Here is a 14995-nt window from a genome sequence, read left to right as displayed (position 1 = left end):
CCGGCCACCGCCCGGACACCCGCCATTCACCCGTCGCCGACTCACCGGTCACCTCCGTCCCGTAGCGTCCACTCGCAACCCGAACCGGCGTACCCGCGCCGGTCACCGAGAGGACCCTCATGGCACACTTCCCCCGCCGCGCCCGCTTCGGCGCCGGCATCGCCCTCGCCGCCACGGCCGCGCTCGCCCTGACCGGCTGCGCAGGCGGCGGCGACACTCCGGCAGCCGGCTCCGACAAGGTCGACGCGGCATCCGCCACCGCCGTCGCCGACTTCGGCACATTCGCCGACCTCGAGGCGGCGGCGAAGGCCGAGGGCGCGCTGAACGTCATCGCGCTCCCCCGCGACTGGGCGAACTACGGCGAGATCCTCGACCTGTTCGCTGAGAAGTACCCCGAGATCACGATCAACGAGGCCTCCCCTGACGTCTCGAGCGCCGAAGAGATCCAGGCCGCGGAGACCAACAAGGGCCTCGACACCGCTCCCGACGTCTTCGACCTCGGCCTCGCCGTCGCGCTGCAGAACACCGACCAGTTCGCGCCCTACAAGGTGCAGACGTTCGACGACATTCCGGACGCGCTGAAGGAGCCGACCGGCCTGTTCGTCGGCGACTACGGCGGGTACATGTCGATCGGCTACGACTCCTCGAAGTTCGACGCGCCGAAGACCCTCGACGACCTGCTCGGAGCCGACTACAAGGGCGCCGTCGCGATCAACGGCGACCCCACGCAGGCCGGCGCGGCCTTCGCGGCCGTGGGCCTCGCCACGGTGCAGTCCGACGGCACGCTCGACGACTTCCAGCCCGGCATCGACTTCTTCAGCGAGCTGCAGAACGCCGGCAATCTGCTCAAGGTCGACGTCACCACCGCGACCGTCGCGAGCGGCGAGACCCCGGTCGTCTTCGACTGGGACTACCTGAACGCGGCCCACCAGAAGGACAACGAGAACTGGAAGGTCGTGGTCCTCGACGGCACCGGCTACGCGGGCTACTACAACCAGGCCATCAACATCGACGCCCCGCATCCTGCAGCCGCCCGTCTGTGGCAGGAGTTCCTGTACAGCGACGAGGTGCAGAACCTGTGGCTGAAGGGTGGCGCGCGTCCGGCCCGCATGGAGGCGATGACGGATGCCGGCACGATCGACGCCGAGCTCGCAGCCGCTCTCCCCGAGGCCCCGTCGGACACGGTCGTCCCGACCGAACAGCAGTCCACCGATGCCGGAAAGCTGCTCGGCGAGAAGTGGGCAGCGGCGGTTCAGTGACCACTCTCGCGCAGACGGGGGCGGATGCTGCGGCATCCGCCCCCTCCGCCGGGCTCGCGCCGCGCGCGCGGGCCCGGCGCGCCGCCCCCTCCGCGGCGTGGCTCGGTCTCGTCCCCTTCGCCGCCTACGTCATCCTGTTCCTCGCCGTTCCGACGATCCTCGCCATCGGGTCGGGTTTCTTCACCAAGGACGGCACCTTCACGTGGACCAACGTCGCCGCTCTCGGCGACCCCGTGGTCCTGAACACCTTCGCCAATTCGGCCTGGGTCTCACTGCTGACCGCGCTCGTCGGCGCGCTCGTCGGCGCGCTGGTCTGCTACGCGCTGCTCGGCATGAATCCGGAGGGACTCGTCCGGCAGACCGTCGATGCGGCAGCAGGCGTGCTCGCCCAGTTCGGCGGCGTCATGCTCGCGTTCGTCTTCATCGCCACGATCGGCATCCAAGGCGTCGTGAAGGTGTTCCTCCAGGAGAGCTTCGGCATCGACATCTTCGCGAACGGCACCTGGCTCTACGAGTTGCCGGGGCTGATCCTGCCCTACATCTACTTCCAGATCCCGCTCATGGTCATCACGTTCATGCCCGCACTCGCCGCCCTCAAGCCGCAGTGGTCCGAGGCGAACCTCACCCTCGGGGGCACCCGGTCGAGCTTCTGGCTGCGCATCGGCATTCCGGTCCTCGCCCCCTCGTTCCTCGCGAGCCTGCTGCTGCTGTTCGCGAACGCGTTCTCGTCGTACGCGACTGCCGCGGCGCTCGCCAGTCAGGGTTCGCAGATCGTCCCTCTCCAGATCCGCGCCGCGCTCACCAGCGAGACCGTGCTCGGCCGAGAGAACCTCGCCGGCGCCCTGGCGCTCGGCATGATCGTCGTCGTGGGAGTCGTCATGGGCCTCTACTCGCTCGTCCAGCGCCGGGCAGCGAGGTGGCAGGCATGAATCCGCTCGCCCCTTCACGCCCGACCCGCTGGATCATCGGCATCCTGGTCGGCGCGTTCTTCGCGATCCCGCTGCTGGCGACCTTCCTGTACACCGTGAAGATGGCTGACGGCTCGTACTCGCTGAAGCGCTGGGCGAGCCTCTTCGACCCCGCGATGGCGGCGACGCTCAAGCCGATCTGGACGGGGCTCGGCAACTCGCTGCTGCTCGCCGTGATCACGGTCGCGATCGTGCTGTTCGTCCTGGCGCCCACGATGATCCTCGTGAACCTGCGTTTCGCGAAGATGCGTCCGGCGTTCGAGTTCGCGGCTCTGCTGCCGATCTCGATTCCGGCCATCGTGCTCGTCGTCGGCCTCGCGCCGATCTACCTGCAGATCGGTCGAACGCTCGGCACCGGCGCCTGGACTCTCGCCCTCGCCTACGGCATCACCGTGCTGCCGTTCGCCTACCGATCGATCCAGGCATCCATCGACGCGGTCGACATCCGCACGCTCACCGAGGCCGCTCGCTCCCTCGGCGCGTCGTGGACCACAGTGGTGTTCCAGGTGCTCGCCCCGAACCTCCGTCAGGGACTGCTCGCCGCGTCGCTCATCTCGGTCGCCGTCGTGCTCGGCGAGTTCACGATCGCGTCGCTCCTGAACCGCCCCGTGTTCCAGACCGCCATGGTCGTCGTGCAGAAGCAGGACGGCTACCTGCCTGCGATCTTCACCCTGCTGGCCCTGCTGTTCTGCTTCGTCCTGCTCCTCGTCATCGGTCGCGTCGCCCGCGGCACCGGAAAGGCCCGCTCATGACCCTCCCCCGTACCGCCGACAACATGCTGCTCGCCGATGCCGGTGAGGGCACCCGCGTGCAGCTGCAGGGGATCGTGAAGAGCTACGCGGGCACTACCGTTCTGCACGGCGTCGACCTCGACATCGCGCCCGGCGAGTTCGTGTCTCTGCTCGGCCCCTCCGGCTGCGGCAAGACCACCCTGCTGCGGGTGCTCGCTGGGCTCGAGATCGCCGACCAGGGTGCGGTGCTGCTGGGCGGTGGAGACGTCTCTCGGGTGCCGACCAACAAGCGCGACATCGGGATGGTCTTCCAGTCGTACTCGCTGTTCCCGCACCTGCGAGTGGTCGACAACACGGCCTTCGGCCTGCGTCGTCGCGGTGTGAACCGGGCAGATGCGGCGAAGCGATCGCTCGATGCCCTCGCCCTGGTCGGCCTCGCGGATTTCGCCGACCGGTTCCCCCACCAGCTCTCCGGCGGCCAGCAGCAGCGCGTGGCCCTGGCGCGCGCCCTCGTCACGGAGCCCAAGGTGCTGCTGCTCGACGAGCCGCTCTCGGCCCTCGATGCGAAGGTCCGCGTGCAGCTGCGCGACGAGATCCGCCGCATCCAGCTGCGTCTGGGCATCACGACCGTGTTCGTCACCCATGATCAGGAAGAGGCCCTGGCCGTCTCCGACCGCATCGCCGTGATGAACTCGGGCCGCATCGAGCAGATCGGCTCTCCCGAGCAGCTGTACACGACACCTGCGACCGCGGGCGTCGCGGCCTTCGTGGGCCTCTCCAGCGTCGTCTCCGGAGTCGCCGAGGGCGACCACGTGACGGTGTGGGGCCAGCGACTGCCGCTGCAGACCCCGGCCGACGGCCCGGTCGACGTGTACATCCGCCCTGAGAACGTGCACTTCGCCGGAGAGGCGGATGCCGCCACCGACGCTTTCGTGGAGGAGAGCACCTTTCTCGGAAGCATGCGCCGCACCCTGGTTCGCACCGAGTCGGGAGAGCTCATCCGGCTGCAGCACGCGCCAGGCATCCAGCCCGCCTTCGGCGACCGTGTGCGGATCGCCCTCGCACCCGAACCGGTCGCGGTTCATCCGCGCGGATGAATCCCGCTCTTCCGTCCCCGTGCCCGCAACGATAGTTTGAGCCGCGAGGGCGTCGCCCTCGACCCGGAGAGAAAGGACGCCTCATGGCAGGCAAATTCGAGCTGTATCAGGACAAGGGCGGGGACTACCGATTCCGCCTGAAGGCCGGCAATGGCGAAGTCATCGCGACCGGCCAGGGCTACGCCTCGAAGTCCGGTGCCCTGAACGGCATCGACTCGGTCAAGCGCAACGCCGCCGATGCCGAGGTCGTCGAGGTCGAGAGCTGACGCCGACACCCCTGTCTCACGACGAAACCCCCAGCTGCGGCTGGGGGTTTCGTCGTGAAACAGGGAGTGCGGGCTAGAGCACGCGGGAGAGGAAGTCCTTCGTGCGCTGGTGCTGCGGGTTGCCGAGCACCTCACGCGGGTCGCCCTCCTCCACGATGTGGCCGCCGTCCATGAAGATCAGGCGCGAGCCGACCTCGCGCGCGAAGCCCATCTCGTGCGTGACGACGAGCATCGTCATCCCCTCGTCGGCCAGCGAGCGCATGACCTGCAGAACCTCGCCGACGAGTTCGGGATCGAGCGCCGACGTCGGCTCGTCGAACAGCATCATGTCGGGGTTCATGCACAGAGCGCGCGCAATCGCCACACGCTGCTGCTGGCCGCCGGAGAGCTGCGTCGGATAGGCATCGGCCTTGTGGGCCATGCCGACCCTGGCGAGCATCTCGTGAGCGATCTTCTCGGATTCGGCCTTGCCGCGCTTCTTCACACGCCGCTGAGCGATGGTGAGATTGCCCACAACGCTCATGTGCGGGAACAGATTGAAGCTCTGGAACACCATGCCGATGCGTGTGCGCACACCGTCGATGTCGATGTCGGGGTCGGTGATGTCGATCCCCTCGATGAGGATCTTTCCGCCGGTCGGCTCCTCGAGGAGGTTCACCGAGCGCAGCAGCGTCGATTTACCCGAGCCCGAGGGCCCGATCACGCAGACGACCTCACCAGCGGTGACGGTGAGGTCGATGCCCTTGAGCACCTCGTTGTCGCCGAACGTCTTCACGAGCCCCTGCACGTCGATCGCGGGGGCGTGGACATCGATCAGGTCGGTGATCATCGCTGGTTCCCCATCCGTCGCTCGAGGTAGGCGGTGAACCGCGTGAGCGGGATCGTCACGATCAGGTAGAGGATCGCGGCCATCACCAGAGGCGTCGCATTCTGGTTCTGCGTCGTCGCGTCCTTGGCGAAGTTCGTGAGCTCCTTCGACCAGATGAACGAGCCCGCCACGAAGAGCAGCGAGGTGTCCTTCAGCAGCAGCACGAACTCGTTCGTCAGCGGCGGGATGATGATGCGGAAGCCCTGCGGCACCACGATCCAGAAGGTCGTCTTGAACGGCGACATGCCCAGCGAGCGCGCGGCCTCGGTCTGCCCCTTGGGGACGGCCTGGAGCCCGGCGCGGATCGTCTCCGCCATATACGCCGAAGCGACGAGGACCAGGCCGATCAGACCGAGCACAACGGGACCGCCGAGCTTCTGACCGGAGATCCCGGTCGCGATCGGAAGGACCTGCGAGATCGCGAAGATCGTCATGATCGCGGGCAGGCCGCGGAACAGCTCGATCCAGGCGGTCGCGATCCACCGGAACGGACCGATGCTCGACATCTTGAGCAGTGCGAGGAGGATGCCCAGCAGCAGACCGCCCGCGAAGGCGACGGCCGTGAACCACAGCGTGTTGACGAGTGCGGTCGTGATGATCCCGGGGAACATCTTTGCCGCGATCTCGGGGTCGAAGAACAGAGGTCCGATCCGGCTCCAGTCCGTCGTGACGATCGCCCAGAGGACTACGGCGATCAGCACGGCATAGACGACGTACCGGTACAGCTTCTGTCTTTGAGTGCGCCTCAACGCCATTGTCAAGGTCCTCCTGTATTCCTGCTCGCCGCTCAGTTCGCGGTGAAGTAGGTGTCGTAGATCGTCTGGTAGTCGCCGCTGTCGCGGAGGTCCTTCAGAGCGCCGTTGACCGCGTCGAGCAGCTCGGTCTTCTTGCCCTTCTCGAAGGCGAAGCCGTAGGACTCCTCGGTGTCATAGGTCTCGACGATCTTGTACGCGCTGTCGGCCTTCTCGTGCTCGAGGTTCACCGGCTGATCCTGCAGGATCGCGTCGATCTGGCCGGCCTGGATCGCGGGCCACAGCTCGCCGTCCGACGGGTACTGCACGAGCTGCGCACCCTTCGCGTTCTCCGTCGCGTAGGACTCGCCGGTGGTGCCCTGCTGCACGCCGACGTTCTTGCCGTCGAGGTCGTCGATGCTCTTGATGCCCGAGTCGGTGCGCACGAGCAGCGACTGCAGCGAGTCGTAGTACGGCTCGGAGAAGTCGATGTTCTTCTTGCGCTCGTCGGTGATGGTCATGGCCGATGCACCCAGGTCGCAGGTGCCGTTGGCCAGAGTGGTTCCGGACTGCAGCGCCTCGAAGCCGACGTCCTGCACCGAGAGCTTCAGGTCGAGCTTCTTCGCGATCGCGTCGAGCAGATCGATGTCGAAGCCCGTGTATCCCGTGCCGTTGTCGCCGCCCTCGAACTCGAAGGGCGGGTAGGGGATGTCGGAGCAGACCGTGAGCGTACCGGCCTCGACGAGGCCGTACGGGTCGTCCGCCGAGCCGCCGGAACCCGCACCTGATCCGCTGGCGCAGCCGGCGAGGGCGAGAGTGGCGGTCGCCGCGAGGGCGATTCCGGCGAAGATGTTGCGACGCTGCATGTCAGCTCCTGGGGAGTCGGGGGCGGATCGCGCCCGCGAACGGGTAGGTGTTCATCTTGACATGCGCTCGAGGGCCGTCACGGCCGAACAGCGTTTCCCCGGGTTACGTTTTTGTTGCAAGTGCTTTTCGTCAGACCTCGAAGTCGACGGCCGCTCGCGAGGCGACGACCGAACGCACGTAGGCGACGACCTCTTCGTGCGCCGGGTGCACCTGGTACTGCTCGAGCGCCTCGATCGAGTCGAAGTCGGCGATCAACGTCACGTCCCAGTTGGAGTCGGGGTAGGCCACGTTGGCACCGGCCGAGATCGACAGCAGCTGCGGCACGACGCCGGCGAGGGCGTTGAGCCGGCGCGCCATTTCGGCGGCCTGCTCGGCGCGGGCGGCGGGATCGGATGCGGCGAGCTTCCAGCTCACGACATGGCGGATGCTCATCTCGTCTCCTTCAGGTCGTTCACCACGGCCTCTTCGAGTGCGGAACGCAGCCGGTCGGCCGACAAGCGCCAGTGCGCATGCAGTTCTCCGTCGATCAGCACGACGGGGATCTTCTCCCACCACAGGTCGTACAGCGCCGGGTCGTCCTGGATGGAAGCCTCGACGACCTCGATGCTCTCCGCCGCGGCATCCGGAAGATCGGCGATCACGGTGTCGATGATCTCGGAAGCCACATCGCAGAGGTGGCAGTCGGGCTTGCCGATCAGAGTCAGCGTGGTCACGCCGACGGCACCTCGACCTCACGGCCCTCGGCGATCCACTCGGCGGTTCCGCCCTCGACGTTGGTGACGTCGTATCCTCGCCCCTCGAGCGCCTCGACCACACGGGCCGAACGTCCGCCCATCTGGCAGATCACGTCGAACGCCTCGGCAGGGAGCTCTTCGAGGCGGTTGCCGATCTCGGACATCGGGATGTTCACGGCGCCCGGGATGTGCCCCGATGAGAACTCGTAGGCCTCGCGCACATCGATGAGCGGCGTGTTCTCACGAGCGGCGAGCTCTGCGACGGTGATCGACTTCATGCGTCCTCCTGCGATGGATCGGAACTGCGGGCGGAGACACAAAGCGCCCGTCCGGAGACAGGCGCTCGGTGTCTGGCCGCTTACTTCTTGTTGCGACGCTGGTGGCGAGTCTTGCGAAGCAGCTTGCGGTGCTTCTTCTTCGCCATGCGCTTGCGGCGCTTCTTGATGACAGAACCCACGGAAACCTCACTAAGTCAGGGGCTGGGCGTCGCACGTGGCGGACACCCGGGTACGGGCACGGAAAAATGCCTCGGAACAGTCTAGCAAATCGCGGGGGCCCGCTCGTACGCACTCACTCCTCACCGCTGTGCAGGGCATGATCAGCCACCATGAATCGCCAGACGAGGGCGTGACCGAGCGCGACCAAGACGATCAGAAGCAGTGCTCCGACCTGGATGCCGGTGAGACCCAGCGGTGCGGCCAACTGCGGTGCGACGCCGATGACGGCGATCGCCGCGTACACGACGACGGTGCCGGCTTGAGTCCAACGCACCGCTCGGGGCGTGCCGTCGCCGCGCGCCTGGGAGACGAGTCGCAGCATCGACACCCCGCCGACGACGGCGATCACGACGAAGGAGAGCCGCCAGATCAGCGGGCTCTCGGTCCCGCCGACCTGGGCGAACAGCCCCATCAGCGCGGGGAGCAGGAACGACAGGTAGACGCCGCCGATCGTGCGTCGGATCGAGCGATCGGCCGTCCAGTCGCTGCGGGCACGGACCACGTTCCACCAGAGCCCGGTCAGCGTGAAGCAGGTGGCGGAGAACAGTGCGTAGAAAGTGCTGGCGTCCACGGTGCCTCCTGCGGCGATCCTGCTCGCGGATCAGCCCACGTCGGCGATCGGGCGCTGCAACGCCTCAGCCACGGCGGATTCGGGGACGCGGAAGCTGCGACCGAAGCGGATCGCAGGCAGCTCGCCGGAGTGCACGAGCCGATAGACGGTCATCTTCGACACGCGCATGAGTTCGGCGACCTCAGCCACCGTCAGGAACCGGACGTCAGGAACCTCGGGCATCCCACGTACCCCTTTCTCGATGTGCACACTCTATGGGTCGCTGGGACGCATGTAAACCCATGTGACCCCTGTGATCAGTGGGACTCCGACGTCGTGGCGAACGCGCGCACCGGGAAGGTCCCGAATCCGCGCACGGCGGGCGGGGCCGCGGTGAACCGTGCCCCGTGCGCCGGGACCGTATCGAGATTCGTCAGATGCTCGACCACGTGCACCCCCGCCGCGAGCAGGATGCTGTGCGCCGGGCGCGCCCCTCCGCTCTCGGTGTCGTCGATGTTCAGGGAGTCGATGCCCACGATCCGCACGCCGACATCGACGAGGAAGCGCGCCCCGCCTTCGGTGAGGAAGGGCGCGCCCGCCGCGTACTCCGGTGTGCCGAAGCGACTGCTCCACCCGGTGTCGAGCAGGACGGCGCTGCCTGCGAGTTCGCGATCCGCGAGTGTCACCGCTTCGATCCCCCGACGATCCGCGCTCCACGAGTCGCGCAGATGGAACACCTCCGCGGGTATCCCCACGAGCGTGTTCAGATCGAGTGAGGCGAGGTCACCGCCGTCTGCGTAGCGGTGGTACGGGGCGTCGAGGTACGTGCCGGTGTTGCCGATCATCGTGATGATGTCCATCGCGAACTCGGTTCCCGGTGCGTACTTCTCCCGAGAGTCCTCACGGGTCAGATGCGGAGTGATCGCCGGTGCCGGCAGGCCGGGGTACGTGATCATTCCCGCTTCGATCGGATGACTGAGGTCGATCACCCGGTCGACTCCGGGGGCCGCGGCATCCGCTCCCCTGCTGCCGCGATGCGTCTCCTCGACTATGCGCAGCCCGCGCAGGTCCACGTCGCGCACGAGCGCGAGGCCGAGATGCCGCACGAGAAGCACGCCGATCTCTTCGGCGCTCAGGTCGGGGCGAGGCAGGTCGAGACGGAAGCCCTCGCCGCTCATCCCGCCGCCGTTCGCGAAGGAGATCGAGAAGTCGAAGTGCGCGCGGTGCTGCGCCGATGCCTGTGTCATCACCACATCATGACAAAGACAACTGGGCGCCGAGCGCGCTCAGCCCTGCCCCTTCGTCTTTGCGAGCCGCCTCGCGGAGGCGCCGGTCAGCCGCCGAGCCGCTTGATGGCGTTCGCGACCACGTGCTTCGCAGAGGCGGCTGCACGGCCGACCACCTCGGCCGCGTGGGCCGCTCCGTCGGGAAGCGGCTGGAAGGGGTAGTCGATGTCGGGCGCGTCGTCTCCGTAGGCGTCGACGAGGAACGGCACGAGCCAGTCGTCGACGACCGACAGCGGCTCGACCGCCAGGCTGTAGAACCGGCGCTGGCCGTCTTCGCGCACGTTGACGAGCTCTGCCTCGCGCAGAACCTTGAGGTGCTTCGAGACCGTCGGCTGGCTGATGCCGAGCTCGGCCACGATGTGGCCGACGCTGGTGCCCGCGTCGCCCTCTTCGGCCCGGCGCAGAAGGAGCTGGAGGATGTCGCGCCTCGTACCGTCTGCGATCACGTCGAAGATGTCCGTCATGTGATCAGGCTAGCCGCCCCCGGCACGGAGTACCATGACGAAGGCTCGCAGCGGCGGGCCGCGACCGCATGGCGCGGCAGGGAGCAGACGAAAGGGGCGGGATGTCGGGCATCGCATCGGCGTCTTCTCCGCGACGTCGGCTGGAAAGCTTCGCGGTGCGCGCGCGCCACATCGTCACCTCGTCCCCGTCACGGTTCGCGATCGTCGTCTTCGCGCTGCTGATCCTGATCTTCACGGTGCTGCTCGGGCTGCCGATCTCGTCTGCGACCGGCGAGTTCACCGATCTCAGCGATGCCCTGTTCACCGCCGTCTCCACGATCTGCGTGACGGGCCTCACCACCGTCGACATGGCCACGCACTGGTCGCCCTTCGGGCACGTGCTGGTCTTCGTCGGCGTGAACGTGGGCGCTCTGGGTGTTCTGACCCTGGCGTCGCTCATGGGCATGCTGATCTCCAAGCGCCTCGGACTGCGCGCCAAGCTGATGGCGGCGGGCGACACGAACCCGCTCCGCGCTCATGGCGGCGTCGTGAACGAGAGCCAGACCGTTCGGCTCGGCGAGGTCGGCCAGTTGCTGACGACCGTCGCGATCTCGGCCCTCGTGATCGAGGGCACCCTCGCGATCCTGCTCTACCCCGCGCTCGTCATGGCGGAGGTCGATCCCATCGCGGCGCTGTGGGAGGCGCCGTACTACGCCGCCATGTCTTTCACGAACACGGGCTTCGCGCCGAACGCAGGCGGCGTCGCCGTGTTCGAGGACGACTACCTGGTGCTCACGCTCCTCATGGCCGGGGTGTTCCTCGGCAGCATCGGCTTCCCCGTGATCTACACGCTGGCCAAGCACGTCTGGCACGTGAAGAAGTGGTCGCTGCACACCAAGCTCACGATCGTCACGACGGTGCTGCTGTTCTTCCTGGGCGCCGCGGTCTTCCTGATCCTCGAATACAACAACCCCAAGACCTTCGGATCGATGGATGCCGTCGACACCACGTTCCAGGCGTTCTTCCTGTCTGCGATGACCCGCTCCGGCGGCTTCAACGTGATCGACATGGCCGATCTGAACGGCTCGTCGCTGCTGGCGGCATCCATGCTGATGTTCGTCGGCGGCGGCTCGGCATCCACGGCCGGCGGCATCAAGGTCACGACCCTCGCTGTGCTCGCGATCGCCGTGTGGTCGGAGGCGAAGGGACGCCAGTCGGTCGAGGTCTTCGGGCGACGCATCCCCAGCGACGTACAGCGCGTCGCCCTCAGCGTCGTCGCCTGGGGCGCCACCATCGTCGCCCTGTCGACGATCATCATCGCCCAGATCACCAAAGACGACATCAGCCATGTGCTGTTCGACGTGATCTCCGCCTTCGCCACGGTCGGGCTGTCCACAGGGCTCACCGAGTCCCTGCCCGATTCCGGCGCCTACGTGCTCGCGGCCACCATCTTCATGGGCCGCGTTGGTACAGTGACTCTCGCCGCGGCAGTCGCCGCGACATCACGGACGCAGTACTACTCGCTGCCGGTTGAAAGGCCGATCGTTGGTTGAAGTCCTCCGCGGAGACGCCCCCGTCCTCGTCATCGGTCTCGGCCGTTTCGGCGCCGCCTGCGCTGGCGAGCTCGACCGGCTCGACCGCGAGGTGCTCGCGATCGACGACAACCTCGAGCTCGTGCAGAAGTGGTCGGACCGTGTCACGCACACCGTGCAGGCCGATGCCAAGAACATCGACGCGCTGCGCCAGGTCGGCGCTCAGGACTTCCAGGTCGCGGTCGTCGCAGTCGGATCGTCGATCGAGGCGTCCGTGCTCATCACGGCCAACCTCGTCGACTTGAAGGTGCCCCAGATCTGGGCGAAGGCCGTCTCCCAGTCGCACGGCAAGATCCTCGCCCGCGTGGGCGCGAACCACGTCATCTACCCCGAGCGCGAGGCCGGCGAACGCGTCGCGCACCTGGTCTCCGGGCGCATGCTGGACTTCATCCGCTTCGACGACGACTTCGTGCTCGCGAAGATGTACCCGCCGAAGTTCATCCGCGGCGTGCGGCTGAACGAGTCCGGCGTCCGCACCAAGTACAAGGTCACTGTGGTCGGTGTGAAGAGCCCGGGCAAGCCGTTCCGCTACGCCGAGGCGAACACGATCGTCACCAATCACGACCTCATCATCGTGTCGGGCACGAACAGCGACATCGAGCGCTTCGCCGCTCTCGACCGGTAACTCCGGCAGCCGTCGGTCCGCTGACGGCATCGGGGATATCCCCCGCAGGGCGGATGCCGCGGCATCCGCCGTCGTGATGAGATGAAGTCATGACCGACCAGACAGCGGCCCCTCCCGTCCTTGCCCTCCGCGGCCTTCGCAAGCAGTTCGGCCCGAAGGTCGCCGTCGACGACCTCTCTCTCGACGTTCCGGCGGGCACGATGCTGGGTCTGCTCGGTCCCAACGGCGCGGGGAAGACGACGACCCTGTCGATGACGACCGGGTTGCTCCGCCCCGACGCCGGCACCGCGTGGATCCTCGGCATCGACGTGTGGCAGAACCCCGCGGCGGCGAAAGCGCTCATGGGCGTGCTGCCCGACGGCATCCGCATGCTCGACCGCCTCACCGGTGCCGAGCTGCTCCGCTACACGGGCCTGCTGCGCGGAATGACCGAAGCCGATGTGGTCTCGCGCACGGGAGAGCTGCTCGAGGCGCTGGGGCTCGCGGACGCCGGCAGCACTCTCGTCGTCGACTACTCCGCAGGCATGCGCAAGAAGATCGGCCTGGCCTGCGCGCTCATCCACGCTCCGCGGCTGCTGATCCTCGACGAGCCGCTCGAAGCCGTCGACCCGGTCTCCGGCGAGACCATCAGACAGATCCTGCGGGCGTTCGTGAACGGCGGCGGCACCGTCGTGCTGTCCAGCCACGTGATGGAACTCGTCGAGTCGATGTGCGACCGGGTGGCGATCGTCGCAGAAGGCCGCCTGCTCGCGAACGGCACCCTCGACGAGGTGCGCGCGGGCATGAGCCTGCAGCAGCGCTTCTTGTCGCTGGTCGGCGCCCACGACCTCGGAACGGAGACGCTGGCATGGTTGCGCTCCTCGTAAGCCTGCGCTGGCGGCAGCTCGGTCACCAGCTCGCCCGCAACCCGTGGATGATCGTCACCCTGATCATCTCCGGGTTGATGGCGCTCGGATTCCTCGCCGTCCTCGCCGCCGGACTGTTCGCGATGCGTTTCGCCGCCCCCGAGGCCGCGGTCACGGTGTTGGTGCTGACGGGCGCCGTGATCACCGCCGGGTGGTGGATCGGATCGCTGCTCGTGAGCGCCGACGACACGCTGGCCGCCGAGCGCTTCTCGCTGCTGCCCGTGACCGCCCGCCAGCTGCTTCCCGGCATGGTCATCGCCGGAGCGACGACCATCGGCGGCCTCGGCACGACCCTGGCGCTCGCGCTCATGCTGCTCGGATGGTCCGTGAACGGACTCGCTCTCCTGGTCGGAGTGCTGATCATCCCTCTGGCGCTCGCGACCTGCGTCCTCGGGGCGCGCGTGATCAGCGGACTGCTCGCGCGATGGCTGGCACGCCGCCGCAGCCGCGATCTCGTGATGACGATCGGCGTGCTGCTCGCCGCGAGCTCGGGCCTGCTGATCAACCTCGCGCTCGCCGCCGTGCGGGAGATGGGCGACGTCGGCTCGGTGTTCGCGGACGCCGCCGACGTGCTCGGGTGGACGCCGCTCGCGGCCGCCTTCGGCGTGCCCGCCTCGATCGTCGCCGGCGACATCGGCGCCGCAGGTCTTCGGCTGCTGATCGGGCTCGCGACGGTCGCCGTGCTCTGGTTCGCCTCGCAGGCGCTGCTCGCCGCCCGGCTGGTCGCTCCGATCCAGTCCAGCGGCGGCGGACGCGTGCGCTCGGGCGGGGTGATCGATCGGATGCTGCCCGCCACCGCTGTCGGCGCCATCGCCGCCCGCTCGCTGCGGTACTTCCGCCGCGACCCCCGCCAGGTCGTCAACGTCGTCATGATGCTGTTCCTGCCCGCCATCCTCATCGGCGTCGTCTTCATGAACGGTCTGCAGGACGAGTCGATCGGGTTCGGTCCGGTCGTCACGCTCGTGCCGGCGATCGACGCTCTGCTCGCAGGCACGATCATGCAGATGGCGCTCGCCTACGACAACGACGCCCTCGCCCTGCACATCCACACCGGCGTGCGCGGGTCGGCAGACCGCTTCGGGCGCCTCCTCGGCTTCGGCATCATCGCGGTTCCGCTGCTCCTGGTGCTGTGCGTCGCGAGCTGCGTTCTGGCAGGGCGCCCCGACCTCATGCCCGGGAGCCTCGGCGCCGCCCTCGGACTGGGCGCGATATCGGCCGGCGCCGGCGCGTGGGTCGGCAGCTTCCTGCCCGGCCGCGCACCCGCACCCGAGGCCAATCCCTTCGGACGGGGATCGTCGGGCGGAGTGCAGTCGCTCATCGCGATGGCCGTCATGTCTCCGATCACCCTGATCCTCGGCGCTCCCGCGCTCGGATTCGCGATCGCCGCGTTCTGGACGCCGGTGCTCGGCTGGGTGAGCCTCGCCTGCGGTCTCGCGGTCGGGGCGGCGGCGATCTGGGGCGGCGCCGCGCTCGGCGGGCGCGTGCTCGACCGCCGCTGGCCGCAGGTGCTCGCGGAGGTCTCGAGCGAGGCCTAAACGCGCGGCATCCGGCATCCGGCATCCGGCATCCGGCATCC

The 14995-nt window shown here is 67.9% G+C and carries 20 protein-coding genes; 9 read left to right on the top strand and 11 right to left on the bottom strand.

Annotation, left to right across the window (positions count from 1 at the left end; all coding sequences use genetic code 11):
* The first annotated feature begins 119 nt into the window (after positions 1-119).
* The 5 genes from ACI3KT_RS11385 to ACI3KT_RS11365 all read left to right on the top strand — a co-directional run bounded on the left by ACI3KT_RS11385 (position 120) and on the right by ACI3KT_RS11365 (position 4321).
* On the top strand, positions 120-1259 hold the full coding sequence (locus ACI3KT_RS11385) for an ABC transporter substrate-binding protein (RefSeq protein WP_404904320.1): 1140 nt from the start codon (positions 120-122) through the stop codon (positions 1257-1259).
* A complete protein-coding gene (locus tag ACI3KT_RS11380; RefSeq protein ID WP_292906198.1) occupies positions 1256-2188 on the top strand; it encodes an ABC transporter permease subunit in 933 nt (310 codons plus the stop codon). The genes ACI3KT_RS11385 and ACI3KT_RS11380 overlap by 4 nt, the downstream gene beginning before the upstream one ends.
* Positions 2185-2979 carry an ABC transporter permease gene (locus ACI3KT_RS11375; protein ID WP_292906196.1) on the top strand — a complete coding sequence of 265 codons (795 nt, stop codon included), beginning with the start codon at positions 2185-2187 and terminating at the stop codon, positions 2977-2979. Before ACI3KT_RS11380 ends, ACI3KT_RS11375 begins: the two co-directional genes overlap by 4 nt.
* Positions 2976-4055 carry an ABC transporter ATP-binding protein gene (locus ACI3KT_RS11370; protein WP_307294893.1) on the top strand — a complete coding sequence of 360 codons (1080 nt, stop codon included), beginning with the start codon at positions 2976-2978 and terminating at the stop codon, positions 4053-4055. The genes ACI3KT_RS11375 and ACI3KT_RS11370 overlap by 4 nt, the downstream gene beginning before the upstream one ends.
* An 83-nt stretch (positions 4056-4138) precedes the next feature.
* Positions 4139-4321 carry a YegP family protein gene (locus ACI3KT_RS11365; RefSeq protein WP_130495960.1) on the top strand — a complete coding sequence of 61 codons (183 nt, stop codon included), beginning with the start codon at positions 4139-4141 and terminating at the stop codon, positions 4319-4321.
* A 73-nt stretch (positions 4322-4394) separates the two neighbouring features.
* Here the strand turns inward: ACI3KT_RS11365 and ACI3KT_RS11360 are convergent, their stop codons facing one another.
* The 11 genes from ACI3KT_RS11360 to ACI3KT_RS11310 all read right to left on the bottom strand — a co-directional run bounded on the left by ACI3KT_RS11360 (position 4395) and on the right by ACI3KT_RS11310 (position 10318).
* The gene (locus ACI3KT_RS11360) at positions 4395-5150 is read right to left on the bottom strand and encodes an amino acid ABC transporter ATP-binding protein (protein ID WP_292906188.1); all 756 of its coding nucleotides are present in this window, start codon (positions 5148-5150) and stop codon (positions 4395-4397) included.
* The gene (locus ACI3KT_RS11355) at positions 5147-5944 is read right to left on the bottom strand and encodes an amino acid ABC transporter permease (protein WP_292906186.1); all 798 of its coding nucleotides are present in this window, start codon (positions 5942-5944) and stop codon (positions 5147-5149) included. Before ACI3KT_RS11355 ends, ACI3KT_RS11360 begins: the two co-directional genes overlap by 4 nt.
* A 32-nt stretch (positions 5945-5976) precedes the next feature.
* The gene (locus tag ACI3KT_RS11350; protein ID WP_292906184.1) at positions 5977-6786 is read right to left on the bottom strand and encodes a basic amino acid ABC transporter substrate-binding protein; all 810 of its coding nucleotides are present in this window, start codon (positions 6784-6786) and stop codon (positions 5977-5979) included.
* Between the two features lie 130 nt (positions 6787-6916).
* Positions 6917-7219: a Dabb family protein gene (locus ACI3KT_RS11345; protein ID WP_292906182.1), complete on the bottom strand. Its 303-nt coding sequence runs from the start codon at positions 7217-7219 to the stop codon at positions 6917-6919.
* Positions 7216-7500 (bottom strand): glutaredoxin family protein, encoded by a 285-nt coding sequence (locus ACI3KT_RS11340; RefSeq protein ID WP_292906180.1) that lies wholly within the window; start codon positions 7498-7500, stop codon positions 7216-7218. Before ACI3KT_RS11340 ends, ACI3KT_RS11345 begins: the two co-directional genes overlap by 4 nt.
* The gene (locus ACI3KT_RS11335; RefSeq protein WP_404904318.1) at positions 7497-7799 is read right to left on the bottom strand and encodes a rhodanese-like domain-containing protein; all 303 of its coding nucleotides are present in this window, start codon (positions 7797-7799) and stop codon (positions 7497-7499) included. Before ACI3KT_RS11335 ends, ACI3KT_RS11340 begins: the two co-directional genes overlap by 4 nt.
* Positions 7800-7879: 80 nt before the next feature.
* Positions 7880-7978, bottom strand: a complete 99-nt coding sequence (locus ACI3KT_RS11330; protein WP_003792170.1) for a 30S ribosomal protein bS22 — start codon at positions 7976-7978, stop codon at positions 7880-7882.
* A gap of 113 nt (positions 7979-8091) precedes the next feature.
* A complete protein-coding gene (locus ACI3KT_RS11325; protein ID WP_307294888.1) occupies positions 8092-8589 on the bottom strand; it encodes a hypothetical protein in 498 nt (165 codons plus the stop codon).
* 30 nt (positions 8590-8619) lie between these two features.
* Positions 8620-8811, bottom strand: a complete 192-nt coding sequence (locus ACI3KT_RS11320) for a helix-turn-helix domain-containing protein (RefSeq protein WP_292906174.1) — start codon at positions 8809-8811, stop codon at positions 8620-8622.
* A 74-nt stretch (positions 8812-8885) separates the two neighbouring features.
* A complete protein-coding gene (locus tag ACI3KT_RS11315) occupies positions 8886-9815 on the bottom strand; it encodes a cyclase family protein (RefSeq protein WP_307294886.1) in 930 nt (309 codons plus the stop codon).
* A gap of 86 nt (positions 9816-9901) precedes the next feature.
* Complete coding sequence (locus ACI3KT_RS11310) at positions 9902-10318, bottom strand: helix-turn-helix transcriptional regulator (RefSeq protein ID WP_292906164.1); 417 nt, start codon at positions 10316-10318, stop codon at positions 9902-9904.
* Positions 10319-10419: 101 nt separating this feature from the next.
* Between ACI3KT_RS11310 and ACI3KT_RS11305 the strand changes: the two genes are divergently transcribed.
* From ACI3KT_RS11305 to ACI3KT_RS11290, 4 genes are all read left to right on the top strand, one after another.
* Positions 10420-11850 (top strand): TrkH family potassium uptake protein, encoded by a 1431-nt coding sequence (locus tag ACI3KT_RS11305; RefSeq protein WP_307294880.1) that lies wholly within the window; start codon positions 10420-10422, stop codon positions 11848-11850.
* Positions 11843-12514 carry a TrkA family potassium uptake protein gene (locus ACI3KT_RS11300; protein WP_307294877.1) on the top strand — a complete coding sequence of 224 codons (672 nt, stop codon included), beginning with the start codon at positions 11843-11845 and terminating at the stop codon, positions 12512-12514. The genes ACI3KT_RS11305 and ACI3KT_RS11300 overlap by 8 nt, the downstream gene beginning before the upstream one ends.
* A gap of 89 nt (positions 12515-12603) precedes the next feature.
* Entirely contained in the window at positions 12604-13380 is a 777-nt protein-coding gene (locus tag ACI3KT_RS11295; protein WP_292906158.1) for an ABC transporter ATP-binding protein, read from the top strand.
* Complete coding sequence (locus ACI3KT_RS11290) at positions 13362-14954, top strand: hypothetical protein (RefSeq protein ID WP_404904316.1); 1593 nt, start codon at positions 13362-13364, stop codon at positions 14952-14954. The genes ACI3KT_RS11295 and ACI3KT_RS11290 overlap by 19 nt, the downstream gene beginning before the upstream one ends.
* The last annotated feature ends 41 nt before the right edge of the window (positions 14955-14995 follow it).

The sequence above is a fragment of the Microbacterium sp. ZW T6_19 genome, assembly GCF_044987465.1.
Taxonomy (GTDB): domain Bacteria; phylum Actinomycetota; class Actinomycetes; order Actinomycetales; family Microbacteriaceae; genus Microbacterium; species Microbacterium natoriense_A.
Note: the sequence above shows the minus strand (reverse complement) of the source record. Positions and strands in the feature narration are given on the sequence as shown.